Genomic DNA, 25,624 nt, shown 5'->3' on the forward strand with positions numbered 1-25,624 from the left:
GATCGCAGGACCGTCGTCACCCGTTCATACCGGCTTGCTCCCCTCGGGCTGCCGCATCGAGCCAGACTCTGGTCCGTCGAGGATCGCCGCCACGTCTGACGACCCGAGAGGAGCGCGCATGGCTTCCGTGACCGACACCGAGCTGAAGGCCCGCCACCGCGCGATGTGGGCCTCCGGCGACTACGCGTCGATGGTCGAGACCTTCCTGCTGCCGCTCGGGCCGCGGCTGGTCGAGGCGTGCGGGATCGGCCCCGGCATGACGGTGCTCGACGTCGCCGCCGGCACCGGCAACGCCGCGATCCCGGCCGCCCAGGCCGGCGCGCGCGTGACCGCCAGCGACCTCACGCCCGAGCTGCTCGACGCCGGTCGGGCCCGCGCCGAGACGCTCGGCGTGCAGCTCGACTGGGTCGTCGCCGATGCCGAGCACCTGCCGTTCGAGGACGGCGCCTTCGACGTCGTGATGTCGTCGATCGGCGTGATGTTCGCGCCCTTCCATCAGCCGGCCGCCGACGAGCTGGTGCGCGCCTGTCGGCCCGGCGGCACGATCGGGCTGCTGTGCTGGACGCCGGAGGGGATGATCGGCGCGCTGTTCAGAGCGATGGGCCCGTTCGCGCCGCCGCCGCCCCCGAGCGCGCAGCCGCCGCCGCTGTGGGGCAGCGAGCAGCACCTGCGCGAGCTGCTCGGCGACCGCGTCGCGTTCGAGACGCTGGAGCGGGAGCTGCTCGAGGTGACCGCGTTCGAGCGACCGCACGACTACGGCGCCCACTTCCGCGCCTGCTACGGGCCGACGATCACGGTCGAGGGCAACGCGAGGAGAGCCGGCCGCGGCGACGAGTTCGCGCAGGCGATCGACGCCTTCTGCGACGAGTGGAACAGAGGCACCGCCGAGCGGGCGCGCTTCGAGCAGGAGTACCTGCTCGCGGTCGGCACGCGCGCCTGAGCGCGACGGCCGCGACGCGACGCGACGCGCCCGCGGCGCGCGCCTCTCAGGCGACCGCCGCCTGCGTGCCCGCCTGCGAGCCGGCCGCCGTCGCGTCGGCGGCGGCCGCCTCGGCGTCGGCCTCCGGCGGTCTGGCGCCCTCGCGCGCCCACGGCTCGTCGAACTCGACGCGCCATCTGCCCTCGGGCGTCTGCATCAGCGCCAGGCGCGAGCGGAACGATCTGCCGGCGCGGCTTCTGAAGCCGGTCACCGGTCTCTCCGTTCTGCCGGTGCGGATCAGCTCGCGCACGATCGGCGCCGTCAGCGTCTTGCCGGCCTTCGCCTTCCAGATCACGAAGCCGCAGCCGGGATCCTCGCGCGACCAGCAGGAGTAGCCCTTGCGGTTCTCCATGATGTCGTGGCCGCAGACCGGGCAGGGGCCGAGGTTGGCGCGCGGGATCCGCACGTCTCTGAGCTTCTCGTCGAGCTCGGCGACGGTCGACTCGGCGAACGTGACGATGTCGCCCATGAACGCCTGGCGCGAGTCCTCGCCCTGCTCGATCTTCGCCAGCCGGTGCTCCCAGTCGCCCGTCAGCGACGGCGAGGTGAGCGGGTGGCTGCCGAGCAGCCTGATGACGTTGAGGCCCTTCTCGGTCACGACCAGGGCGCGGCCGTCGCGCTCGATGTAGCCGACCTGCAGCAGGCGCTCGATGATCGCAGCGCGGGTCGCGGGCGTGCCGATGCCCGAGTCCTTCATCGCCTCGCGCAGCTCCTCCTCGTCGACGAGCTTGCCGGCCGTCTCCATCGCCGCCAGCAGCGAGCCCTCCGAGTAGCGCCGCGGCGGTCTCGTCTCCTTCTGCTCGGAGCGGACCTCGCGCGTGTCGACCGCCTCCCCCTGCTCCAGCCTCGGCAGCTGCTGCTCGCGCCCCTCGTCCTCGTCGCCCTCTCTCGGCTCGGCGTCGGCCGCCTCGCCGTAGACGCCGCGCCAGCCCGGCACGAGCATCACCTTGCCGCGGGTGCGGAAGACGTGGCCGGCGACCTCGGTCTCGACGTTCGTGTTCTCGAAGATCGCGTCGGGATGGAAGACGGCGAGGAAGCGCTTGGCGACGAGGTCGTAGATGCGACGGTCGTCGTCGTTCATCTTGTCGACCGGGTGGTTCGCTCTCGTCGGGATGATCGCGTGGTGGTCGGTGACTCTCGCGTCGTTGACGACGCGCGCCAGCGGCAGCACGTCGAGCCCGAGCACGTAGCGGGCGCCGTCGGCGTACTCGGGCCGGCCGCCGACGATCTCGGCGATCGGCTTGATCTCCGGGACCATGTCGGTCGGCAGGTAGCGCGAGTTGGTGCGCGGGTACGTCAGCGCCTTGTGCTCCTCGTAGAGGCGCTGCGCGGCGGCGAGCGTCCGTCTGGCGGAGAAGCCGAAGCGGGAGTTGGCGTCGCGCTGGAGCGAGGTGAGGTCGTACAGCAGCGGGACGCGCTCTCTGCGCTTTCTCTTCTCCAGCCTGGAGATGACGCCGCTGGCGCCGCGGACCGCCTCGACGACCGCGGCGGCGAACTCGGCGCTGCCGATCCGCGGCCCTCTCCCCTCGCCGCTGCCCGCGGTGACGTGGAAGCGGCCGTCGTAGACGCGCTCCCCGCTGGCGGCGAAGGTCGCGTCGACGGTCCAGTAGGGCTCCGGTCTGAAGGCGCGGATCTCCTCCTCGCGACGGGCGAGGATCGCGAGCGTCGGCGTCTGCACGCGGCCGAGCGAGACGGCGCCGTCGAAGGAGGAGCGCAGGCGGATCGTCGCCGCGCGCGTCGAGTTCATCCCGACGATCCAGTCGGCCTCCGAGCGCGAGCGGGCGGCGTCCTCCAGCGAGGCCATCTCCTCCCCGTCGCGCAGCTGGCTGAAGGCCGATCTGATCGCCGTCTGCGTCATCGACGAGAGCCACAGCCGCTTGACGGGCAGTCTCGCGCCGGCCTTCTCGTAGAGGTAGGCGAAGATCAGCTCGCCCTCGCGACCGGCGTCGCAGGCGTTGATGACGAGCTCGACGTCGTCGCGGCCGAGCTGGCGCTTGACGACGTTCATCTGTCTTCTCGAGCGCTCGTCGCGCACGACCAGTCTGAACTTGGCCGGCACGATCGGCAGATCGGCCATCCGCCATCTCTTGAACTTGTCGTCGTACTCGTCGGGCTCGGCGAGCTGGACGAGATGGCCGACCGCCCACGTCAGGACGTGGTCGGGACCCTCGAGGAAGCCCTCGCCTCTTCTGAACGGCCCGGGCAGGACTCTGGAGAGGTCTCTCCCGACGGATGGCTTCTCGGCAATGACAAGGGTCTTCGGCATGGGGCGTGGAGGGTAGCGCCCTCGGCGGGCGTCCGGCGCGAGACGGTCCGCCGCGCTCCCGCTCAGCGCGCGCAGGGGCCGCTGGAGACGGGCACGCCGCGCCGGGCGCCGGCGAGCGCCGAGCGCACGACCCGGTTGGGGACGCCGTAGCCGCCCCTCGGCCCGCTCGTGGTGGCGGCGAAGACGGTCGTCAGCACGCGCCCGTCGCCGTCGACGACCGGGCCGCCGGAGTTGCCGCTGCGGACGTTGCCGCGCACGACGGTCAGCGAGCGGCGCACCGGCCCGCTGCCGTACGCGTCGTCGGAGAGGACGGTGCGCGTCTCCCCCAGTCGCGCCGCGCGGGCGTCGAACGGCCCGTTGAGCGGATAGCCAAGGATCGCCCCGGCCGTCCCGGAGCGCGGCTCGGGCGCCAGCTCCAGGCCGCGCAGGTCGAGCCCCGGGACGCGCAGCACCGCGACGTCGTTGCGGACGTCGAAGTGGACGAGGCCGGCGTCGAGCGACGGCCCCTCGCCGCCGACCTGGACGATCGTGTCGTCCTGGCCCGCGACGACGTGGGCGTTGGTGACGACCAGCCCGTCGCCGGCGGCCCAGCCCGAGCCCTCGACCCCAAGGCCGCAGGCGCTGCCGAGGATCCGCACGACGTTCGGCGCCGCGTCGCGCACGCCCGGCCGTCGCAGCACCTCGCGCGAGGGCGGGGCGACGTCGGCGTCGGGACCGCGCAGCGTCGGCAGCGGGTCGAAGCGCGCGAGCGCGTTGAGGATCGGGCCCGACGGCGGCAGCACGCCGTTCAGCTCGCGCAGCACCGCCGAGCGCTGCACCTCCCGGCGCAGCTCGCGGACCCCGGGCGTCTGCAGCACGACCGCGCCGGCGATCCAGACCAGCCCGAGCGCGACCGCCGCCGTCAGCGCCGCCCCGAGCAGCCCGTCGAGCACGCCCAACCCCGGCAGCCGCAGCGCCCCGCGCAGCCGCAGCCCGAGCGCCTCCAGCCCGCTCGACAGCAGGCCGCCGACGAGCAGCGCGCCGCCGAGCGCGAACAGCGGCGCGTACGGCGAATGGGAGCCGTCGGGGAGGATCACCGGGCCGATCCGCGCGCCGAGCAGCGCACCGGCCGCGAAGCCGCCCAGCGCCAGCGCGCCGACGATGAAGCCGCGCAGATATCCAAAGATCGCGAACAGGGCGACGAGCGCGACGATGATCCAGTCGATTGCGGTCACAGCTGGCCGCAAGGATGACGGTCGCGGCGGTCCGGACCGCGTCCGGGCAGAGCACCGCTTTCCGGTCGGGGTCGGAGCTGAACACCGGTGTTTCGCATTTTGCGGGCGATCAACTACGCTCAGCGGCACGTGGAGGCAGGCAGCCGGAGTGGGGGCGGACGGCATCTTCAGCCGTCCCGATTCAACGCCGCGAGAGCGGAGCGGCGTCGACGTCTCACGCGCCGGCTCGTCCCGGCCGTGCTCGCGCTCGTCGCCCTCGCCGTGGTGGTCGGCGTCGTCGCCGGCTCGGGCGACGGCGGCAAGCGCCAGACCGCCGAGCGATTCGTCGCGCTGTGGGCCAGAGGCGACTACGGCGGGATGTACGAGCTGGTCGCCGACGACATCACGAGATCGACATCGCGCGAGGCGTTCGAGGCCGCGTACCGCGACGCCGCGGTGATCGCGACGGTCCGCTCGCTGCGGGCCGGCAAGGCGCGCGACGAGCAGCGGGGCGTCGTCGCCGTCGGGGTGACGGTCCGCACGCGCGCCTTCGGCACCGTCCGCGGCGTGCTCGACGTCCCCGTCGCCGAGCACGGCGACGAGGTGCGCGTCCTGTGGCGGCCGTCACTCGTCTTCCCGGGCCTCGAGGGCCGCGAGAGACTGTCGCGCGAGACTGAGCTGCCGGCGCGCGGCACGCTGCTCGCACGCGACGGCGCGGTGCTCGCCAAGGGGCCCGACCGCAGCTCGGAGATCCCGGACGTCGCCGGCCAGGTCGTCGGCCGGCTGGAGCCGATACCGGAGGAGCAGCGCGCGACGATGCGGGCGCTCGGCTATCCCGACGACGCCCAGATCGGCGTCTCGGGCCTCGAGCGGGTCTTCCAGCAGCAGCTCGCGGGCACGCCCGGCGGGCGGCTGCTCGCGGGCACGCGCGTGCTGGCGAGATCGGAGCCGAGAGCAGGCGCTCCCGTCAAGACGACGATCAGCCCCGCGATCGAGCGGGTCGCGATCGCCCAGCTCGGCGGCCGCTACGGCGGGATCGCGGCGATCGAGCCGAGAAGCGGCGAGATCCTCGCGCTCGCCGGGGTCGCCTACTCCGGTCTGCAGCCGCCCGGGTCGACCTTCAAGATCATCACGCTCGTCGGCGCGCTGGAGGCCGGGATCGCCAAGCCCGACACGCAGTACCCGGTCGTCAGCGAGGCGTCGCTGTCGGGCGTCGCGATCCAGAACGCCAACAGCGAGATGTGCGGCGGCTCGCTGGTCGCCTCCTTCGCCCACTCGTGCAACTCGGTCTTCGCGCCGCTCGGCGCGAGACTGGGCGCCGAGCGCCTGGTCGAGGTCGCCGAGCGGTTCGGCTTCAACAGCTCGCTCGGGATCCCGGGCTCCGCGATCAGCTCGATACCCGCCGCCGACAAGATCGGCGACGACCTCGCGGTCGGCTCCTCGGCGATCGGCCAGGGGATGGTGCAGGCGACGACGCTGCAGATGACGCTCGTCGCCGCGACGATCGCCAACGGCGGACTGCGGCCGGTCCCGACGCTGGAGCTCGGCAGAAGACCGCAGCACATACGCGTCACGACGCCCGCGGTCGCGCGTCAGGTCGGGCGCATGATGGCGGAGGTCGTCAGAGACGGCACCGGCGGCGCGGCGGCGATCGACGGCGTCGTCGTCGCCGGCAAGACCGGGACCGCCGAGCTGCGCTCGACCGTCTCGACCGGCGACGGCGACGACCCCGCGCACCTCCAGGACGACATCCCCGACACCGACGCCTGGTTCGTCGCCTACGCGCCCGAGCGCAAGCCGCGCGTCGCGGTCGGCGTGCTGTTCACCGAGTCGGGCGCCGGCGGCGAGATCGCCGCCCCGCCGGCGCGCGAGGTGCTCGTCACCGGCCTCCAGCAGAGACCGGCCCGCTGAGCGTCGCGCGCGCCGTTCGCGCGGCCACCCGCTCCGTGCGCGCCCGGCGGGCGTCGCCGCCACCGCACCTCCCGGTGCGCCCTCCACCCTGCCCGGGAACGCGAGAGGGACCGGCTCGCGCCGGTCCCTCGGAAAGCCTGCGTCGCGTGCGGCCGGTGGGCCTAGAGGTCGAGCAGCACCGTCGAGGGCTCGCCGCCCTCGGTCGGGGTGATCTCCAGCTCGACCGGCGAGGCCTCGTACATCGAGTACGGGACCTTGAACAGCAGCATCGACCCCTGGATCGGACCGGAGCCGGCGGCGCTGATCGGGTCCGGGAGGACCGGCTGGCCGTTGCCGCTCGCCTGCTCGACGACGCGCGGGGCGTACTTGAACGGGTTCGAGTCGGCGATCTCGACCGGCTCGTACTCGTTGTCGAACGCGTCGCGGATCGCGAACTCGGAGGTCGCTCTGTGCGGCTGGTCGGTCGTGTTCTCCGCCCGGACCCAGACGCCGAACCACGTCTCGTCGCTTCTCAGCGTCGCCTCCGCGGGCGCGACGCCCTCGAGGTACTCGCTGTCGTCGACGGCGGCCGGGTTGAGCTGGCGGGAGATCTGCACCTGGTAGACCAGGTTGCCGGCCTGCACGTTCACGGCCTCGAGCTCACCTCTGGTGATCGGCCCGTGGTCGCTGCCGCAGGCGGAGAGCGTCAGCGCCGCGAGGAGGGCGCCGACCAGCGGTGGGGTTCGGAGAAGTCTCTTCATGAGCGGCGCGGAGTCTACCCGTCTAGCGGCCTGCAACCGTCACTCGCCCGCCGCGATCCCGGTTCTCCTCCAGGATCGACTGCAGCCGACGGACCGCCTTGGCGGTCTTGCGCTTCCACCAGCCGCGGCTCTCGCGCAGGCGGTCGCTGGGCATGTTGCGCTCGGCCTCGTAGCGGTACTCGACCTTCGTCATGTCGCCGGGCGCGTCCGACAGCGTCCAGGTCCCCATCGTGCGGTTGCGGTTGAACTTGCCCGCGCGCCCGCGTTCGACGACCCGGTACGGCGAGACCTCGACGAGCGTGTAGTCGCCCCAGCCGAAGCGGTTGAACGGCATCTTCTCGCGGAAGCGGACCCCGGCCCCCGGACCGACGCTGTCCTCACGCGTCAGATGCCAGTCGACGAGGTAGTGGTCCTTGAACTCCGGGTGGTTCGCCACGTCGCTGAGGTACTCGACGATCTCCTCGCGCGGACGGGCGATGAAGGCGGTGGCGATCACGGGCTCCATAGCGCGCCCGAGTCTAGTGGAGGACCGCCGCCGACGGCCCTCCGGTCGGACGGCTCAGGCGGCGCGCGGGCGGCGCAGCGGACGCTGGTCGGTGATCCGCACGGTGTTGCCGTGCTCGCCGCCGTGGACCAGCTGGGAGCTGACCGGCTGCTCGCGCCGCTCGCGGCGGCACAGCTCGCAGAGCGTGCGGCCGCCGTCGTAGACGTGGACCCGCTCCCCGATCAGCGGCGTGCGGTGGCAGCCGTCGCAGCGGTCGCGGCCGGCGGCGAGCGCCATCACGCTGCGCCGCAGCAGCTGTCGCTCGAGATCAGGGGACTTGGTCGACGAACGGAGCATGCGACCTCATTCGCGCCACGCCCGACGGCTCCTCCCGTGACAGAAGTCGTGCAATGTCGGCACGCTGACGCACCAGAAGCCGGTGCTGACGCTAGGGTTTTGCCGCCCGCTCCCACGGGCAGGAGAGAGGCGCAGCCGTTCCCCCACGCGACGGCGCGCGCCGCACAACTTCGCTCGTAACAACTGTTACTTGCGTCCCGGGTCCGCCCGGGTATCGCACCGGAGGTCGAAGGACATGGAGTCTCTCACGTCGGGCACCCTCGCTGGCACCGGCACGTTTCGCTGCGTCGGCTGTGACTACGTCGTGTCCCTCGCCGCCGCCGACGCCCTGCCGTCATGCCCGGGTTGCGGCGGCGACGAGTTCGTCCGCGCCTCGCTCTTCACCGGCCAGCACGCCACCGTCGGGGCGCCGCCGCCCGAGCAGGGCGACGGCACGTGGCTGAACGCGGTCCGCGCCGGCATCGACGCCGCGGGCCAGTACCTCGTCTTCGCCGAGGACGGCGAGGCGATCGTCCACGAGCTGACGCGCGAGTGGACCCGGATCGGCCGCAGCCTCGCCGCCGACGTCCGCTTCGACGACCCGACCGTCTCGCGCCGGCACGCGCTCGTCGTGCGCCAGGCCGACGGCGTCCGGGTCCTCGACGACCGCAGCCTCAACGGCGTCTTCGTCAACGGCGAGCGCGTCGAGTGGCGCGTGCTGCGGGACGGCGACGAGCTGGTCGTCGGCAGGCACCACCTGCACTTCGTCGACGTCCCCGCCGTCAGCGGGACGCGCGAGTTCGACGCGGTGCCGGAAGCGCAGCAGGCGCGGGCGCTGACCGGCTGACACCGGCCGCCCGGGCCGGTCGCGGCGTCCGCGCGCGGACGCGGCGACCGGCTTGCGCCGCGGGGCCGCCGCTCTATAGTCCGCGGCTCGATGGCGCACACGATCGCGGTCCTCTCCCAGAAGGGCGGCACCGGCAAGACGACGACGGTGCGGACGCTGACCGACGTCTTCCGGCGCATCGGGCTCACGACGCTCGCGGTCGACCTCGACCCGCAGGGCAACCTCTCCGACTACCTCGACGTCGACCCCGAGGCGGCGCCGACGATCGGCGACGTGCTGACCGGCCACGCGACGGCCGCCGACGCCATCCACGACGGCGTGCTGCCCGCCAACCTCGGCCTCGCCGAGGCGGAGCTGACGCTCGGCGGGAAGCTCGGCCGCGAGCTGACGCTGAGACGGGCGCTGAGAGAGGTCACCGGCGACTACGACGTCGTGCTGATCGACTGCCCGCCGGCGCTCGGCCTGCTGACGGTCAACGCGCTCGTCGCGGCCGACTGGGCGCTGCTGTCGGCGGAGGCCCAGTACTTCGCGATGCAGGGGGTCGAGCAGGCGCTCGAGGTGATCGAGCTGGCGCGCGACAACCTCAACCCGGAGCTGCGGTGGCTCGGCGTCGTGCTGAACATCGCCGACATGCGCACGCGTCATTCGCGGGAGGCGTTCGAGTCGCTGCAGGAGCATTTCGGCGACAAGCTCGTCGAGCAGACGATCCGCTCCTCGATCGCCTACGCCGAGTCGGCCGAGCGGGCGCTGTCGATCATCGACTACCGCCCCGACCTCGGCCTCGACTACCTCCACGTCGGCGACGAGCTGCTCCGGCGCCTCGGCCTGCGCGGCGCGCGCAGAAGGCTGCGGCCGCTGATCGACGCCGCCTCCGACGGCGGCATGCCGGCGGCGTAGGCGCGCCGCCGCTCGTCCGCCGAGCCGGCGCCCGCCGAGGCGTACCCTGTGGCCAGAGCCGCCGTGCCGCCGCGTTCGTCACACCCCACCCAGCCGCGCGGCGCAGCGCGTCCCCGACGTCGCGCCGCCAGCTCCGCGCTCGCGCTGCTCGGCGCGGCCGCGCTCGCCGGCTGCGGAGGCGGTGAGCAGGCGATCGTCGAGGCGATCGGCGAGCGGACGGCGACCGTGCAGGTCCCGCCGAGCCCGGCCAGCACCGTCCCAGCCGCGCCGCAGGGGCTCCCGCCGGCGCCGCCGGCCGACGAGGAGGCGCCACGGACCTCCGCGACGGCGCCGGCCGCGGCGGCCGGTCGCGAGGCCGCGGCCGCCGCGCGCCGCGTCCCCGAGCCGCAGCCGACCGTCCACGTCACGCGCGCGACGGCGCTGCGGTCGCGACCCGGCGGACCGGCGGTCGGCCGGATCGCGCCGAGAACGCAGTTCGGCTCGCCGACCGTGCTCCCCGTCGTGCGCCACTCGGGCGCGTGGCTGGGCGTCCTCACCCCGGAGCTGCCGAACGGTCGGATCGGCTGGATCTCCGCGCGCGCCGCGCTGGAGGTCCACCGCAGCGCGTGGGAGATCACCGCGTCGCTCGGCCGGCGCGAGATCGTCGTGCGCCGCGCCGGCCGCGTCGTCAGCCGCTTCCCGGTCGCGATCGGGAGCCCGAGCACCCCGACGCCGCGGGGCCGCTTTGCCGTCACCGACAAGCTCACGACCGGCAGCGACACCTCCCCGTACGGCTGCTGCATCCTCGCGCTGAGCGGCAGGCAGACGAGGACGCCGCAGGGCTGGGGCGGCGGCGACCGGCTGGCGATCCACGGAACCAGCCTGCCGCAGACGATCGGCACCGAGGCGAGCCTTGGCTGCCTGCGCGCGCCGACCGGCGCGATCCGCAGGCTGGTCGAGACCGTCCCGCTCGGGACGCTCGTCACGATTCGCGCCTGACCCGCTGCCTCAGACGAGCGCGCGCTCGCGCCTGAGCCGCTGCCTCAGACGAGCGCGCGCACGTCGGCGCCCTGCGTCTCGAACGGGACGCGCAGCAGCTGCGCCCACCCCGCGGTCCGCTCGCGCAGCCGCTCGGCGACCGCGGCGGTCTGCTCGTAGTGGGTCCAGACGAGCACCGTCGGACCGGCGCCGGAGATCGTCGCGCCGAGCGCGCCGAGCGAGCGCGCGTCCCGCACCAGCTCGGCCGAGCGCGGGTAGAGGTGGGCGCGGTAGGGCTCGTGGAGGCGGTCGTCGAGGCCGCGGCCGACGAGATCCCAGTCGCCGCGCGCGAGCCCGAGCGTCAGCAGCGCCGTGCACGCGACGTTGTGGACCGCGTCGGCCAGCGGCACCTCCGCCGGCAGCGCGGCGCGCGCCTGAGCGGTGCGCACCGCCGTGTGCGGCACGACCAGCAGGCCCTCCAGCCCGGTCGGCGGGTCGACCCGCGCGACCGCGCCGCCCGCCCCGCAGACGACGACGCCGCCGTACAGCGCGGCGGCGACGTTGTCGGGGTGGCCCTCGACCTCGCAGGCCAGTCCGAAGACGTCGGCGTCGAGCTCGAACAGGTGGTCGGCGGCGACGAGGCCGGCGACGATCGCCGCCGCGCTCGACCCGAGCCCGCCCGACAGCGGGATCTGCGATCTGATGCGGAAGGTGAAGCGGTCGGAGGGATGGAGCCGCTCGAAGGCGCGCACGCAGAGGTTGCGGCGGTCTCTGGCGATGTCGAGGTCGGTCTCGACGGCGAACCTGCCGGTCTCCACCACCTCGACCTCGACGTGGAGCGCGAGCGCCGCCGCGAGCACGTCGAAGCCGGGCCCCAGGTTCGCCGAGGAGGCGGGGACGCGGACGATGCGGCGGCGTTCCATCGCGGCCGGCCTACCCAAGGACGGCCCGCTCGACCGCTGCGAGCGTCGGCTCGCACGGCAGCACGCCGCCGACCTGGTCGAGCGCGGTGTCGGGATCCTTCAGGCCGTGGCCGGTGAGCACGCAGACGATCCGCTGCGCGTCGCCGGCGCCGTGGACCATCAGCCCGGCGACCGACGCCGCCGACGCCGGCTCGCAGAAGACGCCCTCTCTGGACGCGAGGAAGCGGTAGGCGTCGAGGATCTGCTCGTCGGTCACCGCTCTCACGGCGCCGCCGGAGGAGGTCATCGCGTTCATCGCCTCCTCCCAGCGAGCCGGGTTGCCGATCCGGATCGCGGTCGCGACCGTCTGCGGGCTCGTGACGGGCGCGCCGTGCACGAGCGGCGCGGCGCCGGCCGCCTGGAAGCCGAACATCGCCGGTCTGCGGCCGACCTCGTTGAAGCCCTTCCAGTAGGCGGAGATGTTGCCGGCGTTGCCGACCGGGATGCAGAGCGCGTCGATCGTGTCGAGCTGCTCGACGATCTCGAACGATGCGGTCTTCTGGCCTTCGAGGCGGAACCTGTTGACCGAGTTGACGAGCGCGATCGGGTGGCGGTCGACGACGTCGCGCACGAGCTGGAGCGCCTCGTCGAAGTTGCCGTTGAGCGCGATCACGCGCGCGCCGTGCATCAGCGCCTGCGCCAGCTTGCCCGTCGCGATCTTGCCCTCGGGCACGATCACCGCGCACCGCAGCCCCGCCCGGGCGGCGTACGCGGCCGCACTGGCGGAGGTGTTGCCGGTCGAGGCGCAGATGACGGCCTCGGCGCCCTCGCGCACCGCCGCCGAGACCGCGCAGGTCATGCCGCGGTCCTTGAACGACCCGGTCGGGTTGAGACCCTCGTACTTCAGCCACACCTCGGCGCCGACCCGCTCCGACAGCGCCGCGGCGTGGATCAGCGGCGTCGACCCCTCGCCGAGCGTGACGACGGGGTCGTCCGCGGCGAACGGCAGCCGGTCGCGGTACCGCTCGATCAGACCGACGGACACGTCACGACTCCTTCCAAGCTCTGAGGGGGAGAGCGAGCCGCCAGGCGAGCTCTCCCGACGTGATCGCAAGGCCTCCGGCCGCAGCGATCACGCGAACTCCTCCTCGATGACGCGGATCGCCCGCGGGGCGGTGCGCAGCGCCTCGAGCGCCGCGATCTGCCCGACGGCGGCGAAGAAGCGCGACTCGAGCACCGGGTGGACGACCATCACGAGCCGCGCGTTGTCGCCCAGCCCCTTCTGCACGACCGACTTGACCGAGATGCCGTGCTCACCGAGCACGCCGGTGATCTGCGACAGCACGCCGGGCGCGTCGAGCACCTCGAGGTGGAGGTAGAACGACGAGACGACGTCGGTGACGACGTGCAGCCTCGCGCTCGTCGCGGGGGTCGAGGCCGGCGGGATCATGGCGCTGACGACGTCGCCGAGCACGGCGCTCGCCGTCTGCGGGCCGCCGGCGCCGGGGCCCGACATCGTGATCTCGGTGATCGCCTCCGACTCGACGGTGACGGCGTTGAACGGCCCGTCGACCGACGCCAGCGGATGTCTGGCGTAGAGGAAGGCCGGATGGACGCGGACCGAGATCCCGCCGTCGACGCGCTCGGCGGTGCCGATCAGCTTCAGCCCGAGGCCGAGGTCGCGGGCGTACTCGAGGTCGTCGGGGCCGATCCGCTCGATCCCCTCGTAGACGACCTGGTCGAGGTGGACCGGCGTGTCGAAGGCGAGCCGCGCGAGGATCGCCATCTTCGCGGCAGCGTCCTTGCCGTTGACGTCCTCGCTCGGATCGGCCTCCGCGTACCCGAGCCGCTGCGCCTCCGCGAGCACCTCCGCGTACGGCGCGCCCGTGCGCGCCATCTCGCTGAGGATGAAGTTGGAGGTGCCGTTGACGATCCCGTGGATCCGCTCGACGTGCGCGGCGGCGAGCGACTCCTGCAGCACGCGGATGACCGGCACGACGCCGGCGACCGCCGCCTCGAAGCGCAGCTGCACGTTGCACTCGCGCGCGATCGCCCACAGCTCCTCGCCGTGCTGGGCGAGCAGCTGCTTGTTGGCGGTGACGACGTGCTTGCCGGCGCGCATCGCCCGGATCACGTAGTCGCGCGCCGGCTCGATCCCGCCGATCAGCTCGGCGATCAGGTCGCTCTGCTCCAGCAGCTGCTCGAAGTCGCCTCTGGAGCGCGTGAGGACGCCGACGACCTCGGGCTTGAGGCCGGTCACGTGCGCGATCTGCTCGGCGCGCTGTGGCAGCAGCTCGGCGAACGATCCGCCGACGGTGCCGTAGCCGAGCAGGCCGATGCGGAACGGCCGCGGCTCAGAGGTCACGGGCGGCAAGGTCGTCGTAGGTCTCGCGGCGGACGACGACGCGCGCGTCGCCCTCCCTGCAGAAGATCACCGGCGGCCGGGGGATCCCGTTGTAGTTGTTCGCCATCGCGTGGCCGTAGGCGCCGGTCGCGGGCGTGACGAGGATGTCGCCCGGCTGCGGATCGGCGAGCGGCACGTCGCGGACGATCACGTCGCCGGACTCGCAGTGCTTGCCGGCGACGTGGCAGCTCTCCCCCGTGCCGGCGACGCCCGGGCGGTCGGCGAAGAAGGCCTCGTAGACGGAGCCGTAGAGCATCGGGCGGAGGTTGTCGGACATGCCGCCGTCGACCCCGACCCAGGTCGAGACGTTGCGCTTGATCGTCTCGACGGTGTAGAGCGTGACGGTCGAGTTGGCGACCAGCGAGCGGCCGGGCTCGATCAGCAGGCGCTTGTCCCTGCCGAGCAGCTCGTGCAGCGCGCTCACCTTCTCCTCGACGTACGCCTCGATCGCCGGCGGCTGCTGGGCGGCGGTGTAGGCGACGCCGAGTCCGCCGCCGAAGTTGTAGGTCGAGAAGTCGCCGAGCGAGGCGAGCGCCTCGACCGCCGGGCGGTACGCCTCCAGCGACAGCAGCTGCGACCCGATGTGCATGTGCAGACCGACGAGCTCGAGGCTGTCGGAGCCGCGCAGCCGCTCGATCGCGAGCCGCGCGTCGTCGAGGCCGAAGCCGAACTTCGAGTCGGCCTGGCCGGTCGAGATCTTCGCGTGCGTTCTGCCGGCGACGCCGGGGGTGACGCGGATCAGGACGCGCTGGACGACGCCGCGCTGCGCGGCGACACGCTCCGCGCGGTCGATGTCCATGAACGAGTCGAGCACGATGTGGCCGACGCCGGCGTCGATCGCCTGCTCCAGCTCGCCGAGCGACTTCGCGTTGCCGTGGAGGTAGATCCGGCTCGCGTCGAAGCCGCCGCGCAGCGCGAGGTGCAGCTCGCCGCCGGAGGCGACGTCGCAGACCAGCCCCTCCTCCGCCAGCACGCGGTAGACCGCGGTGCACGGGAAGGCCTTGGAGGCGAAGAGGACGTCGAAGTCGTCGTGGCGGGCTCTCAGCGCCTCGACGAAGGCGCGCGCCCGCGTGCGGATGTCGTCCTCGGCGACGACGAAGGCCGGCGTGCCGAACTCGCGCGCCAGCTCGACGGCGTCGCAGCCGCCGATCTCGAGGTGTCCGAGGTCGTTGACGCGGCTGCCGAGCGGCAGCACGTGGGAGAGCTGTTGAGTCGCGGCCATGGCGGCGTGATTATGCCGTCTTCGCCGAGCCGCCGCCGCGCGCGACCGTCGCCGCGGCGCCGTCGGGCCCTGCCGGCGCCATCGTCAGGCGGTCGCGGGCCGGCGACCGCCGCGCGCTCTGCCCTTGCGCTCCGGCTCGTCGGGCTTGCGCAGCTGGCCGCCGTTGCGCGCGCGCATCACCAGCAGCCAGACGATCCCGATCAGGAGCATCACGAGGCTCTCGACCTGCGCGGCCGTCATGAAGCCGACGACCTCGTCGTTGAGGCGCGCGAACTCGACGAGGAACCGCTCGATCCCGGCGCCGATCAGGTAGAAGCCGAACAGCACGCCGGGACGGAAGCGGTCGCGCAGGTTCCACAGCACGAACGCGAGCAACCCCATCGAGAGCGTCTCGTAGAGCGGCGTCGGCTGGACGGTGACGCCGGGGTCGGTCGGCACGGCGCCGTCGGGATAGCCCATCGCCCACGGCAGACTCGACTCCTTCCCGTAGTCGCCGTCGCCGGAGATCTGGCAGCCGATGCGGCCGATCGCGTAGCCGAGCGGCAGGCCTATCGCGGCCATGTCGGTCAGCTGCAGCGAGAGGAATCTCCGCCACTTCGCCCAGATCAGCACCGCGACGACGCCGCCGACCAGGCCGCCGTACCAGATCAGCCCCGCGCCGCTGAAGATGTTGCCGAAGACGTCGTCCTTGACGTCGTCCCAGTTCTGCAGCAGGAAGTAGCCGCGCGCGCCGACGAGGCCGCCGATCAGCGCGACGAAGAGGATCTCGTAGGCCCAGTCGACCGGCTTGCCGATCTCCTTCAGGCGACGCGCCACGACCGCGGCCCAGCAGAGGAAGTTCAGCGCGAAGAAGAGCCCGAAGGTCTGCAGCTCGATGCCGCCGAGGTCGATCGATCTGAGCACGCCTGGAGCCTATCGCGCGCCCGGCTGCGGCCGTTCGCCCGCGAGCGGCGGCCGCCGCCCCGCGCGCGGCGCACGGGCGCGCTGCGGCCGGCCGTACGATGGACCGGTGACCGGTCTCTTGGAACGCGCCGAACTGGTCGACGCGCTCGACGCGCAGCTCGCACGGGCCGCCGCCGGGGAGGGACGGGTCGTCCTGGTCGAGGGCCCGGCCGGGATCGGCAAGAGCCAGCTCCTCGCGGTGGCGAGGCAGCGCGCGGAGCGGTCGATGCGGGTGCTCACCGCCCGCGGGAGCGAGCTGGAGAGCGAGTTTGCCTTCGGCGTCGTCCGTCAGCTGTTCGAGGCCGAGTTGGCGCCGCCCGAGCGCCGGCAGGCGCTGCTGTCGGGCGCCGCCGCGCCGGCGGCGGTCGTCTTCGGCGCGCCGCATGCCGACGGGCGGCACGGAGCGAGCGCGTCGTTCGCGGTCCTGCACGGCCTCTTCTGGCTGATGCTCGACATCGCCCAGGAGCGCCCGCTGCTGCTCGCCGTCGACGACCTCGACTGGAGCGATCGTCCGTCGCTCATGTTCCTCGCCTACCTCGCGCGGCGGCTCGAGCGCCAGCAGATCGTCCTGCTCGCGGGCCTGCGCGAGACCGCCGCCGGCGGCGACGGCGCACTGCTCGGGGAGATCGCCGGCTCCCCGGCCGCCCTCAGCATCCGCCCGCGACCGTTGAGCGAGGCGGCCGTCGCCGCGCTCGCCGAGGAGCGGCTGGGAGCGACGCCCGAGCCGCCGTTCACCGCCGTCTGCCACGCCGCGACGGGCGGCAATCCGCTGCTGCTCAGCCAACTGCTCACGGCGCTCCGCGCCAAGGGCGTCGCCCCCGACGCCGCGCACGCCGCGCACGTCGGGGAGATCGGCCCGCGGGCCGTGTCGCGCACGGTGCTGCTGCGGCTCGGGCGCCTGCCGCCGGCGGCAGGCGCCGTCGCCCGCGCGATCGCGGTGCTGGGCGACGGCGCCGGCCTGACCGCGGTCGCGGCGCTGGCCGGCGTCGACGTGGCGCGCGCCGCCGACGCGACCCGCGCCCTGGCGCTCGCCGAGCTCCTGCGCCCCGAGCTTCCGCTCGGCTTCGTCCACCCGCTCGTGCGCGACGCGGTCTACCACGACGCCTCCCCCGCCGAGCGCGCGCTCGAGCACGGTCGCGCCGCCGCGCTCCTGCGCGCCGGCGGCGCCCCGGCGGAGCAGGTCGCCGCGCAACTGCTCCACACGCCGCCGAGCGGCGAGCGCTGGGTCGCCGAGCTGCTGTGGGAGGCCGGCCGCGCCGCGATCCGCTCGGGCGCGCCCGACAGCGCCGCCGCGTATCTGCGGCGCGCCCTCGACGACCTCCCCGCCGGCCGCGACCGCGGCGCGCTGCTGCTCGAGCTGGGCACCGCTGAGGCGCTCACGAGCGGCCCGGCCGCCGCGCGGCACCTCGCGCGCGCCCGCGAGGAGCTGCCGGAGCCGGCCGGGCGCGCGGCCGCCGCCGCGCTGCTCGGCCGGACGCTGCTGTTCACCGGCGCGCCGGAGGACGCGGCGGCAATCGCGCGGGACGCCGCGCGGGAGCTGCCCGACGGGCTCGATGACCTGCGCATGCAGCTGGAGGCGCTCGAGCTCGTCACCGCCTGGTTCGGCGCCGGCGACCCGCGGCGGCTGTCGTGCCTGCGCGCTCGCCGCCGCGATCCGCCCGGCGGCCCGGGGGCGCGGATGCTCGCGGCGGTGGCGGCGTGGGAGGCCGTCGGCAGCGACGGCACCGCGGCCGACTGCGCCGCGCTCGCGCTGGCGGCGCTCGCCGACGATCGCCTGCTTGCCGCCGACCCCGCCCTGCTGGCGTTCCCGGCGATCCTCTCGCTCGTCGTCGCCGACCGGCCGGAGGTCGGCGAGGTCTTCCGCCGCGGCCTCGCGGAGGCGCACGGCAGCGGGTCGCTCCTGTCGGCGGCCTCGACCCATCTGTGGCACGGCTTCTGGCAGCTGCGCTGCGGCGATCTCGCAGTCGCCGCGGAATCGCTGCGCGCCGCCGAGCAGCAGCTCACGCTGTGGGGACACGCCGGCGCCGCGATCGTCCTCAGCCGCTGCCTGCTCGCGGAGGTCGCGCGGGAGCGCGGCGGAGGACCGGGAGCCGACCGGCTGCTGGACGGGCTGGGGACGACCGACCCGGGGGCCAGCACGACCGCCTGGTGGCTGGCGACGCGCGCCCGGCTGCTCGTCGACGCCGGGCGGCCGGCCGAGGCCGTCGCCGCCGCCGACGCGCTGGCGGCGCACTGCGCGGCGGTGCCGGATCCCGCGCGGCTGTGGTGGCGGTCGCTGAAGGCCGCGGCGCTCGACCGCCTCGACCGCCGCGCGGAGGCGATCGCGCTCGCGCGCGAGGAGCTCGGCGTCGCGCGCGCGTTCGGCGCGCCGTCGTCGCTCGGGCGGACGCTGCGCGTGCTCGGCGCGCTCGAGCGCGCCGCGGGCGTCGACACGTTGCGCGAGGCCGTCGCCGTGCTCGACGACTCGACGGCGCGCCTCGAGCGCGCGAAGGCCCATGCCGCCCTCGGCGGCGCGCTGCGCCGCGCGCGGCGCCCGACCGAGGCGCGCGAGCCGCTGCGGCGCGCGCTCGAGCTCGCCGCGACCTGCGGCGCGGAGCGGCTGGTGGAGCGGATCCGCTCCGAGCTGCGGGCCGCCGGCGCCCGCCCTCGACGCGCCATGCTCAGCGGGGTCGCGGCGCTGACGCCGAGCGAGCGCCGCGTCGCCGGACTCGCGGCGGCCGGACGGACCAACCGCGCGATCGCGCAGGAGCTGTTCGTGACGCCGAAGACGATCGAGGTCCACCTCTCCAACGCCTACCGCAAGCTGGGAATCGGCTCGCGCCGGGAGCTCGCCGACGCGCTCGCCGCGCCGGACGTCCCCTAAGGGACCTCCGCGCCGCAATCTTCGGGGTCCCGGCTTGGCGGCCGCCTCGATGCGCGCACGGACCGGCGGTCGGATGCTCGTCGGACTGCGAGCGAAAGGAGCCGACCATGCTCACCAGCGACAGCCGCGCCATCGGCCGCGTCGTCCGCCCCGCGGACGCCGACTGGGACGACGCCCGCGGGACGTTCAACCTCCTCGTCGACCAGCGTCCGGAGCTGATCGCCTTCCCGGCCGACGAGCGCGCCGTCGCCGCCGCGATCGCGCACGCGCAGGCGCTCGGCCTGCGCGTCGCCGCCCAGGCGACCGGCCACAACCCCGGCCCGCTCGGCTCGCTCGAAGGGACGATGATCGTCAACACCTCCGCGCTCGCCGGCGTCGCGATCGACGCCGACGCGCGGAGCGTGCGCGTCGGCGCCGCGACGAAGTGGGAGCGCGTGACCCCGCGGCTGTCCGCGCTCGGGCTCGCGGCGCTGCACGGCTCCTCCCCCGACGTCGGGATCGTCGGCTACTCGCTCGGCGGCGGCCTCGGCTGGCTTGCGCGCAAGCACGGACTGCAGGCCGGCACGGTGACCGCGATCGAGCTCGTCACGGCCGAGGGCCATCTCGTGCGCGCCGACGCCGACCACGAGCCGGAGCTGTTCTGGGCGCTGCGCGGCGGCGGCGGCAACTTCGGCGTCGTGACCGCGATCGAGTTCTCGGTCGTCCCGGTGCGCGAGCTGTACGCGGGGGCGCTGTTCTTCCCGCTCGAGCGGACGGCCGAGGTGCTCCATGCGTGGAGCGAGCTGCTGCCGGCGCTGCCCGAGGAGATGACCTCGTGGGCCAACGTGATCCGCTTCCCGCCGTTCCCGGAGATCCCGGCCGAAGTCCGCGGACGGGCGTTCGCGATCGTGATGGCGGCCTTCCTCGGCCGGGAGGCCGACGGCCGTGAGCTGCTGGCGCCGCTGCGCCGGCTCGGCCCGCAGCTCGACACCTTCGCGCCGCAGCCGCCCGAGGCGCTCGCGGAGCTGGCGATGGACCCGCCCGACCCGCTGCCGTACACGACCGCGCACGCGCTCGTCGACGCGCTGCCGCCGACCGCCGTCGACGCACTCGCGCGGATCGCCGCCGAGCGGGAGACGCTGACGCTCGTGCAGCTCCGCCACCTCGGCGGCGCGCTCGCGCGCCCCGCGCCGGGCGCCGGCGCCCGCGCGACGCTCCCGGGCGAGATCTGCCTCTTCGGCCTCGGCCTCGTCGCGGAGCCCGACGCGAAGGCGGCCGTCGTCGCCGACCTCGACGCGCTGTCGGCCGCGGTCGCGCCCCACCGCGTCGGCGACTACCCGAGCTTCGTCGAGGAGCCGGCCGACGCGAGCGCCTTCTTCGACCCCGCGACGTGGGCGCGCCTGCGGCGCGTGAAGTCGCTCTACGACCCGCGCGACGTCTTCAAGGGCAACCACCACGTGCCGCCCGCCGAGCGACCGTGAGGCCGGGGCGGCCGCCCGTCCGCGGGCGGGCCCGGCTCAGCCGAGGTAGTTGAGCGGCTGGACGGCGCTGCCGTTGACGCGCACCTCGAAGTGGAGGTGGGCGCCGAAGGAGAAGCCGGTGTTGCCGACCGCGCCGATCACCTGGCCCTGCGAGACGCTCTGGCCGGCGCTGACGCCGATCGACGACTGGTGGGCGTAGCAGGTCGAGATGCCGCCGCCGTGGTCGATGCAGGTGAAGTTGCCGTAGCCGCCGTTGTAGCCGGCCATGATCACCGTGCCGCCGCCGCCGGCGCGGATCGGGGTCCCGCTCGCGGCGCCGATGTCGAGGCCCTGGTGGAATCTCGTCACCGGCGAGGTGCGCCAGCCGAACGAGCTGGTGATCGGGCCGTTGACCGGCCAGATGAAGCGGCCGCCGCCTCTGACCGGGCCGGGGTCGGTGGCCGTCGTGGTCGGGGCCTGCGCAGCGCGGATCTTGCGCTCTATCTTCGCCTGCTCGGCCTGGAGCGCCTCGATGTCCTCGTGGATGTGGCTCGCGCTCTGGCGCACTCTGCGCAGCAGCTCGCGCTTGCCGGCGCGGGCGCGGCCGACGTCGTCGCGCTTCTTCTCGACGGCGATCCGCGCGCGGGCGACCTCGTTGCGGCGCTGGTAGATCGTGTCGGTGATCGCCTGCTGTCTTCTCTCCAGGGCGGACAGCCTGCGCGTCGCCGTCGCGGCCTCCTCCTTGGCCGATCTGACGGCCGTGATGATGCGGCGGTCCTGCTCGCCGATCCGCTGCAGGTAGGCGCCGTTCTCGAGCAGCTCGGCGAAGCCGTCGGAGTCGAGCACGACGCTGACGATGTCGGGCTCGTCGGACTTGTACAGCTCGACCAGGCGGGCGGCGAGCGTGTCGCGCGCGTCTCTCAGCCGCACTCTCAGTCTCGCCAGGCGGGCCCGCACGGTGCGCAGCTCCTCCTGGGTTCTCAGCAGCTCGCCGCGCTTCTCGTCGAGGTCGGACTGGATCGCGTCCTGTCTCTTCTGCAGCCTGTCGACCGTCCCCTGCAGCGTGTCGATTCTGCGCGTGAAGGCGGTGATGTCGCTCGTCAGCACCTGCGCTCTGCCGCGGACGCGGTTGAGCTCGTTGCGCTTGGAGTCGATCTTCCCCTCGACGCGATCGAGGTCGGACTGCGGGTCGGCGCTCGAGACGAGCGGCAGCGAGACCCAGACGACGAGCGGGAGCAGGAGGCAGGCGAGGAGGAGGCGAAGCCGCATGGCGACGGGCGAGTCTAGAGAGCGCGATCCCTGAGGGTCAACCTCAGGTTCACTGTTATGGAGCGCGCGTCCGGGCAGGGCACGGCACGGGCGTTGGCGGGAGCGGTCCTGGTCATTGCTTCTGGTGCTGCGGCGCCTGCGGGGTTAGCTGTCGGGCTCGCGCGATGCGCTACGCGGTCAGCAGACCGCGATTCGCCCCGGGGAAACGTCGTGTGGGTCCCCCGCTCCCCCGCGCTCGGCAGGGGATTCGGCAACGCCGAGGGTAGCAGCGGGCCGTCCGCGCTGCGACATTGGTCCAGAACTTGCAGGAATCTGCCCCGCCCTTGACCGGTCCGCGGGTGGCGCGTGTAACCTCGCGCCTGACCGCCATGGGTTCGCAGCGCGACGACAGCCACGACCGCCCCGCCTCCGCGCTCGGGCGCGACGTCGCCGCGCACGTCGAGGCGATCGTCCACGCCGCCGAGCGCGAGGCGCGAGCTGCCGAGCGCGCGATCGAGGAGCGCCGCCGCAGCGCCGAGGACGAGGTCCGCCGCTACCTCGCCGCCGCGCGCCTGCACGTCGACGCCGAGGCGGCGGCCCGCGCCGCGAAGCTCGAGGCGCTCGGCAGCGCCGTCAGGCGGCTCACCGACGAGCTGACCGACGCGACCGCCGCGCTCAACGCCGAGCTCCGCCGCGGCGAGCAGGAGCTGCACGCGGCGGTGCCGCGCGCGCCGTGGCCCCACGCCGCGCAGCAGTCCGCCGGTCACGCCGCCGCGGACGGCGCGCCGGCCCCTGCGGCGCCGCGCCGGCCCGAGCGCTCACCGGCTTCCGCCGCCGCGCCGCCGCAACCGACGTGGGCCCGCTCGACCCCGCCTCCGCCGCAGGGCGCGCCCGACGGCGCTTCCGACGCGGTCGTCACGGCGATGCCGCACGTCGTCGCCGTGCCCGACCCGCCGGCGGTGGAGAGCTCGAACGCCGCGCGGCTGGTCGCGATCGAGATGGCGGTCGGCGGCGCCTCGCGCGCCGAGGTCGAGCGCCATCTGCGCGACGACGTCGGCGTCGCCGACCCGGCGGCGCTGCTCGACGACGTCTTCGGCGCCGAGTCGCACGCGAGCAGCCGGCTCGCCTGGGGCGAGCCGTAGCCGTTCGCGGCCGCCCCGTCCGCCTGCGACCTCCTCCCGCACGCCGGTCCCAGCGCCCGCCGAGCGCCCTCGCGCCCGCATGCTTAGGAGCGCGTGAGGAGCGTCTGCGATCATTGCGTGCAGACTCTGCACCCAGGAGGATCGCGCCGCCATGCCCCGCCCATCGACATTCGGCAAGGACACCGGGCTCCAGCTCCGGATGACCCTGACCATGTTCCTGCTCGGCCTCGTCTACGCGGCCCTGATCGGCGTGATCTTCGCCTCCGGCTACACGCCGCTGCTGATCATCGTCGGCGTGATGTTCCTCGTCCAGATCTTCGCCTCCGACAAGCTCGCGCTGCATGCGATGGGCGCGCGGGAGGTCTCGCCGCAGGAGGCGCCGCAGCTGCACGCGATGGTCGAGCGCCTCTGCGTGCAGGCCAACCTGCCCAAGCCGAAGGTCGCGGTGGCGAACACGCCGATGCCGAACGCCTTCGCGATCGGCCGCTCGCCGAAGAACGCGACCGTCTGCGCGACGACCGGGATCATGGACCTGCTCTCCCCCGCCGAGCTCGAGGGCGTGATGGCGCACGAGCTGGCGCATGTGCAGAACCGCGACGTGATGGTGATGACGATCGCGAGCTTCTTCGCCGCGGTCGCCTCCTACATCGTCCAGTTCGGCTTCTTCTTCGGCGGCGGCGGTCACGGCGACGACGACGACGGGCCGGGCGCGGCGGTCGTGATCCTGGTCTCGATCGGCGTCTACATCGTCTCGTTCCTGCTGCTGCAGGCGCTGTCGCGCTACCGCGAGTTCGCGGCCGACCGCGGCGCCGCGGTGATCACGGGGCGGCCGAGCGCGCTCGCCTCGGCGCTGATGAGAATCAGCAGCGGGATGGAGCGGATCCCCCAGCGTGACCTGCGCGCCTCCGAGGACATGGCCGCCTTCTACATCTTCCCGCCGAACGCGAAGAACTCGCTGATGAGCCTGTTCTCGACGCATCCGCCGATGGAGAAGCGGATCGCGGCGCTGAGCCGGCTCGAGTCGCAGCTGCAGGGCGCGTCGTAGCCGATGGGCCTCTTCGACATCCTCACCGGCAAGCGCAAGCTCGCCAGACCGGCCCCCGACCGCCTGTTCGCGATGTCGACCGCGAACATCACCTTCGAGACCGAGCTCGGCCTCAGAACGGCCGGGCGCGCCGGGATCGTCTTCCAGGCGCTGGCGACCGCCGACTTCGACCAGCTCGTGAGGGACATGGTCGAGGTCGTCCAGGGCATCTCGGAGGACTCCGACACCGAGGTCACCTCTCAGGACGACGACTACGGCTACCGCTGGATCGTGCTGGGAGACAAGGACTTCGACGACCTCGTCGTCGGCATCAACGCCGTCTCGGGCGCGATCGAGGCCGGCGGCTACGGCGACCGCCTCCTGTGCGCCGTCTTCGCGTTCGAGAACAGCGCCGGCAGACCGCTCTACTTCATCTACAACTACAAGCGCGGGTCGTTCTACCCGTTCGTCCCCTCCGGCGGCGCCCAGCAGCGCGACAGCGAGTCGGAGCTGCGTCTGAAGGCCCAGATCGGCGCCGAGCTGCCGATCGAGCCCGAGCTGGAGCGCTGGTTCCCGCTCTGGGGCATCCCGATCTGAGCCGACGGACGCGAGAGCGCCGGCCTTGCGGCCGGCGCTCTGGAAGCACTGCTGGGTGGTGAGCCTGCAGGCGCGCCGCACGTGACGGCGGCGCGCTCGCGGCGGGGCGGCCGGGTCAGCCCGGGATCAGACCCTCGCCGGTGAACTCGTGGCGGGCGTCCTCGTAGGAGGTGTCCGGCGGCGGCACGATCACGTCGGAGCCGTGCAGCTCGTCGGCGTCGAGCGGCGTGCCCTCGGAGCGGATCAGGGCGATGATCTGCCCGAACAGCTCCGTGAAGCGCGCCTCGTCCTCGGCCTCGGCGGCGGCGACGGCCGCGTTGTCGAGCTCGTTGAGGCGGTCGGCGATCTCGTCGGCGAGCTTGTACTGGCCTTCGGTCGCGATCCGCACGATCATGCCGACTGCTCCTTGCCGCCGGACTCGCCGCCCTCGCCCTCGCCGGCGCCCAGCTGGCCCGCGGAGCCGCCGCCGCTGCCGGCGGCCAGCTCGGCCTTCATCTTCTCCAGCTCGCTGTCGACGCCGGTCCCGGCGCTGAGCTGCGCGAGCTGGCGGTCGATGTCGTCCTGGCCGTCGCCGAGCTGGGTCAGGTCGTCGAATGCACCGGCTCTCTCGAGCTCGTCGACGGCCTGCGCGCGGGCGCGCATGTTCTCGGTCTTGTCGAGCGCGCGCTGCATCGCGAGGCCGACGTCGGCCATCTCCTCGCCGACGCCGGTCGCCGCCTCGGAGATCCGCACCTGCGCCTCGGCCGCCGAGTACTGCGCCTTGACGACCTCCTTCTTGGTGCGGAAGTTCTCGATCTTCGACTGCAGCTTGGCCTGGTTGTCGACCATCGCCTGCTGCTGCTGCTCGAGCTCGGCGATCTGCGTGTCGAGACCCTGGAGCTCGCTCTGGATCGCCGACTTGCGCTCCAGCGCGGTCCGCGCGAGCGTCTCGTTGCCCGCCGCGAGCGCCTGACGCGCCTGCGTGTCGAGCTTCACGACCTGCTGCTCCATCTTCTGCGACTGGAGCTGAAGGCGCTTCTTGGACGTCACCACGTCCGCGAGGCCCTTCTTCACGTTCTGCAGCAGCTCCATCTGCTTCTGGTAGCTGTACTCCAGCGTCTCGGAAGGATCCTCTGCTTTGTCGAGCAGCTTTGAGATCTTCGCCTTGACGACGGTGGAGAAGCGCCCGGACAGGCCGGCCATCAGGATCCTCCTCTGGCAGGTTCGAGGGTCAGAGTTTCAAGCCTACCGC

23 protein-coding genes and 1 riboswitch are annotated in these 25,624 nt (G+C 73.7%); of the genes, 10 read left to right on the forward strand and 13 right to left on the reverse strand.

The features are described from left to right. Window positions 1–118 precede the first annotated feature (118 nt). Window positions 119–940 carry a class I SAM-dependent methyltransferase gene (locus BDZ31_RS10585; protein ID WP_183341797.1) on the forward strand — a complete coding sequence of 274 codons (822 nt, stop codon included), beginning with the start codon at window positions 119–121 and terminating at the stop codon, window positions 938–940. Between the two features lie 46 nt (window positions 941–986). Here BDZ31_RS10585 and BDZ31_RS10590 read toward each other — a convergent pair whose 3' ends face one another. Beyond that, window positions 987–3,245 (reverse strand): DNA topoisomerase 3, encoded by a 2,259-nt coding sequence (locus BDZ31_RS10590; protein ID WP_183341799.1) that lies wholly within the window; start codon window positions 3,243–3,245, stop codon window positions 987–989. 62 nt (window positions 3,246–3,307) lie between these two features. Beyond that, window positions 3,308–4,459 carry a MarP family serine protease gene (locus BDZ31_RS10595; protein ID WP_183341801.1) on the reverse strand — a complete coding sequence of 384 codons (1,152 nt, stop codon included), beginning with the start codon at window positions 4,457–4,459 and terminating at the stop codon, window positions 3,308–3,310. 237 nt (window positions 4,460–4,696) lie between these two features. On the opposite strand from BDZ31_RS10595, the gene BDZ31_RS10600 reads away from it, so the two are divergent. Next, window positions 4,697–6,349 carry a penicillin-binding transpeptidase domain-containing protein gene (locus BDZ31_RS10600; protein WP_183341803.1) on the forward strand — a complete coding sequence of 551 codons (1,653 nt, stop codon included), beginning with the start codon at window positions 4,697–4,699 and terminating at the stop codon, window positions 6,347–6,349. 161 nt (window positions 6,350–6,510) lie between these two features. Here the strand turns inward: BDZ31_RS10600 and BDZ31_RS10605 are convergent, their stop codons facing one another. The 3 genes from BDZ31_RS10605 to BDZ31_RS10615 are packed head-to-tail and all read right to left on the reverse strand — an operon-like array spanning window position 6,511 to window position 7,930. Next, window positions 6,511–7,089: a hypothetical protein gene (locus tag BDZ31_RS10605; protein WP_183341805.1), complete on the reverse strand. Its 579-nt coding sequence runs from the start codon at window positions 7,087–7,089 to the stop codon at window positions 6,511–6,513. Between the two features lie 22 nt (window positions 7,090–7,111). Then, entirely contained in the window at window positions 7,112–7,594 is a 483-nt protein-coding gene (locus BDZ31_RS10610; protein ID WP_183341807.1) for an SRPBCC family protein, read from the reverse strand. A gap of 54 nt (window positions 7,595–7,648) precedes the next feature. Continuing rightward, on the reverse strand, window positions 7,649–7,930 hold the full coding sequence (locus BDZ31_RS10615; protein WP_183341809.1) for a hypothetical protein: 282 nt from the start codon (window positions 7,928–7,930) through the stop codon (window positions 7,649–7,651). A gap of 235 nt (window positions 7,931–8,165) precedes the next feature. On the opposite strand from BDZ31_RS10615, the gene BDZ31_RS10620 reads away from it, so the two are divergent. The 3 genes from BDZ31_RS10620 to BDZ31_RS25965 all read left to right on the forward strand — a co-directional run bounded on the left by BDZ31_RS10620 (window position 8,166) and on the right by BDZ31_RS25965 (window position 10,631). Then, on the forward strand, window positions 8,166–8,756 hold the full coding sequence (locus BDZ31_RS10620) for an FHA domain-containing protein (RefSeq protein ID WP_183341811.1): 591 nt from the start codon (window positions 8,166–8,168) through the stop codon (window positions 8,754–8,756). A 90-nt stretch (window positions 8,757–8,846) separates the two neighbouring features. Continuing rightward, on the forward strand, window positions 8,847–9,653 hold the full coding sequence (locus tag BDZ31_RS10625; protein WP_183341813.1) for a ParA family protein: 807 nt from the start codon (window positions 8,847–8,849) through the stop codon (window positions 9,651–9,653). Window positions 9,654–9,701: 48 nt separating this feature from the next. After that, window positions 9,702–10,631, forward strand: coding sequence for a L,D-transpeptidase family protein (locus BDZ31_RS25965; RefSeq protein WP_183341815.1), 930 nt, complete (start codon window positions 9,702–9,704; stop codon window positions 10,629–10,631). Window positions 10,632–10,675: 44 nt separating this feature from the next. On the opposite strand, the gene thrB is transcribed toward BDZ31_RS25965, so the two are convergent. The 5 genes from thrB to BDZ31_RS10655 all read right to left on the reverse strand — a co-directional run bounded on the left by thrB (window position 10,676) and on the right by BDZ31_RS10655 (window position 16,041). After that, window positions 10,676–11,533, reverse strand: coding sequence for a homoserine kinase (thrB, locus tag BDZ31_RS10635; protein ID WP_183341817.1), 858 nt, complete (start codon window positions 11,531–11,533; stop codon window positions 10,676–10,678). A gap of 10 nt (window positions 11,534–11,543) precedes the next feature. Further along, window positions 11,544–12,557 carry a threonine synthase gene (thrC, locus tag BDZ31_RS10640; RefSeq protein WP_183341819.1) on the reverse strand — a complete coding sequence of 338 codons (1,014 nt, stop codon included), beginning with the start codon at window positions 12,555–12,557 and terminating at the stop codon, window positions 11,544–11,546. An 87-nt stretch (window positions 12,558–12,644) separates the two neighbouring features. After that, window positions 12,645–13,877 carry a homoserine dehydrogenase gene (locus tag BDZ31_RS10645; protein ID WP_183341820.1) on the reverse strand — a complete coding sequence of 411 codons (1,233 nt, stop codon included), beginning with the start codon at window positions 13,875–13,877 and terminating at the stop codon, window positions 12,645–12,647. Beyond that, the gene (gene lysA, locus BDZ31_RS10650; RefSeq protein WP_183341822.1) at window positions 13,867–15,138 is read right to left on the reverse strand and encodes a diaminopimelate decarboxylase; all 1,272 of its coding nucleotides are present in this window, start codon (window positions 15,136–15,138) and stop codon (window positions 13,867–13,869) included. The genes BDZ31_RS10645 and lysA overlap by 11 nt, the downstream gene beginning before the upstream one ends. Window positions 15,139–15,222: 84 nt before the next feature. Further along, window positions 15,223–16,041 carry a prolipoprotein diacylglyceryl transferase family protein gene (locus BDZ31_RS10655; protein ID WP_183341824.1) on the reverse strand — a complete coding sequence of 273 codons (819 nt, stop codon included), beginning with the start codon at window positions 16,039–16,041 and terminating at the stop codon, window positions 15,223–15,225. Between the two features lie 106 nt (window positions 16,042–16,147). On the opposite strand from BDZ31_RS10655, the gene BDZ31_RS10660 reads away from it, so the two are divergent. Further along, window positions 16,148–18,943, forward strand: coding sequence for an AAA family ATPase (locus tag BDZ31_RS10660; protein ID WP_183341826.1), 2,796 nt, complete (start codon window positions 16,148–16,150; stop codon window positions 18,941–18,943). A 107-nt stretch (window positions 18,944–19,050) separates the two neighbouring features. Next, on the forward strand, window positions 19,051–20,403 hold the full coding sequence (locus BDZ31_RS10665; RefSeq protein ID WP_183341828.1) for an FAD-binding oxidoreductase: 1,353 nt from the start codon (window positions 19,051–19,053) through the stop codon (window positions 20,401–20,403). A 36-nt stretch (window positions 20,404–20,439) separates the two neighbouring features. On the opposite strand, the gene BDZ31_RS10670 is transcribed toward BDZ31_RS10665, so the two are convergent. Continuing rightward, complete coding sequence (locus BDZ31_RS10670; RefSeq protein WP_183341830.1) at window positions 20,440–21,651, reverse strand: murein hydrolase activator EnvC family protein; 1,212 nt, start codon at window positions 21,649–21,651, stop codon at window positions 20,440–20,442. Between the two features lie 133 nt (window positions 21,652–21,784). After that, a riboswitch (cyclic di-AMP (ydaO/yuaA leader) is annotated at window positions 21,785–21,904 on the reverse strand. Window positions 21,905–22,019: 115 nt separating this feature from the next. Between BDZ31_RS10670 and BDZ31_RS10675 the strand changes: the two genes are divergently transcribed. The 3 genes from BDZ31_RS10675 to pspAB all read left to right on the forward strand — a co-directional run bounded on the left by BDZ31_RS10675 (window position 22,020) and on the right by pspAB (window position 24,393). Then, window positions 22,020–22,772 carry a hypothetical protein gene (locus tag BDZ31_RS10675; RefSeq protein ID WP_183341832.1) on the forward strand — a complete coding sequence of 251 codons (753 nt, stop codon included), beginning with the start codon at window positions 22,020–22,022 and terminating at the stop codon, window positions 22,770–22,772. A 151-nt stretch (window positions 22,773–22,923) separates the two neighbouring features. After that, on the forward strand, window positions 22,924–23,817 hold the full coding sequence (gene htpX, locus BDZ31_RS10680) for a zinc metalloprotease HtpX (protein ID WP_183341834.1): 894 nt from the start codon (window positions 22,924–22,926) through the stop codon (window positions 23,815–23,817). 3 nt (window positions 23,818–23,820) lie between these two features. Further along, complete coding sequence (gene pspAB, locus BDZ31_RS10685) at window positions 23,821–24,393, forward strand: PspA-associated protein PspAB (RefSeq protein ID WP_183341836.1); 573 nt, start codon at window positions 23,821–23,823, stop codon at window positions 24,391–24,393. Window positions 24,394–24,508: 115 nt separating this feature from the next. Here pspAB and pspAA read toward each other — a convergent pair whose 3' ends face one another. After that, window positions 24,509–24,787 carry a PspA-associated protein PspAA gene (gene pspAA, locus BDZ31_RS10690; protein WP_183341838.1) on the reverse strand — a complete coding sequence of 93 codons (279 nt, stop codon included), beginning with the start codon at window positions 24,785–24,787 and terminating at the stop codon, window positions 24,509–24,511. Beyond that, a complete protein-coding gene (locus tag BDZ31_RS10695) occupies window positions 24,784–25,575 on the reverse strand; it encodes a PspA/IM30 family protein (RefSeq protein ID WP_183341840.1) in 792 nt (263 codons plus the stop codon). The genes pspAA and BDZ31_RS10695 overlap by 4 nt, the downstream gene beginning before the upstream one ends. Window positions 25,576–25,624 lie beyond the last annotated feature (49 nt).

The organism is Conexibacter arvalis (genome assembly GCF_014199525.1).
Taxonomy (GTDB): Bacteria; Actinomycetota; Thermoleophilia; order Solirubrobacterales; family Solirubrobacteraceae; genus Conexibacter; species Conexibacter arvalis.